The organism is Lacticaseibacillus chiayiensis (genome assembly GCF_004123795.1).
Taxonomy (GTDB): Bacteria; Bacillota; Bacilli; order Lactobacillales; family Lactobacillaceae; genus Lacticaseibacillus; species Lacticaseibacillus chiayiensis.
Genome location: NZ_MSSM01000070.1, coordinates 1 through 922, shown reverse-complemented (window position 1 = coordinate 922; position 922 = coordinate 1). Strand labels below are relative to the sequence as shown.

1 protein-coding gene is annotated in these 922 nt (G+C 41.6%); it reads left to right on the top strand.

Annotated features, from left to right (window positions below; all coding sequences use genetic code 11):
• Nucleotides 1-338: 338 nt before the first annotated feature.
• The gene (locus BVJ53_RS14520; protein ID WP_129302961.1) at nt 339-767 is read left to right on the top strand and encodes a group I intron-associated PD-(D/E)XK endonuclease; all 429 of its coding nucleotides are present in this window, start codon (nt 339-341) and stop codon (nt 765-767) included.
• The last annotated feature ends 155 nt before the right edge of the window (nt 768-922 follow it).

The window sequence follows — 922 nt, the reverse complement described above, 5'->3', positions numbered from 1 at the left end:
GATTCCCGCATGCCACATTTCACCCGTGAAGGTCTGTGACGGAGTAGCTACCGTCACTACGTCCCGATACGCCTACCATGACGATGAGTAGCAGGGTGAACTTATATGCCTCCTTAGAGGCTGAGCTGCCCGGTTGAGCGGGACCAGCCACGGCAGGTCGTGGCACAGTTCTTTGTCCAGTTTAGCGACCGGACACAGCTTGCGATGACCCTAGCTGACACTGGGAGAGCGAGCAAATCGCTGCGATTGTGCAGCTTTTTTAATTAAAACATTGCAACAATAACGTTCGATAGCTTTAATCATATATGCTATAATAGGTATATAGAAGGAGTGGTCGAATGAGCGCTTATGAAAAACATGTAAACGGAACAGTAAGTGAGTTGTTAGCAGAAGCTTTTTTTGTTTCAAAAGGATACATAGTGTCTAAACCTATAAATGATTTCAATGAATATGATTTGATTATTGATTGTGAAGATGGTTTAAAAAGAGTTCAAGTGAAAACTGTTTATTGGGACAACGCAAAAATGAGAAACGTTATCAGCTGTGTAACTTCACACATCAGAAGTAATAACCAAAGATACAACAAGAAATATAACGCCAAATCGTTTGATATATTGTGTGCTGTTCATAAGGACACGAAGACTTTTTATTTGATACCATTTGAAGATATAAAAGGTAGAAGAAGTATTACCTTTTATCCAGAAGGGAAACCAAAAACAGTTAATTCCAGATACGTTGATTTTGAATCTTATAGAGAAACGTTGTAACATTCATCTATCATGTCGGGTGCAAATCCCGACCAGCGATATTGCCGAGACGTGAGGCCGACGCGTGGCCGGAGCGTGAGATTGCCTTGCTATCGATACAAGGATAAGCGTTTCATTGACTATAGCTTTGAGACCAAGATGGGGCTGGTACGGAT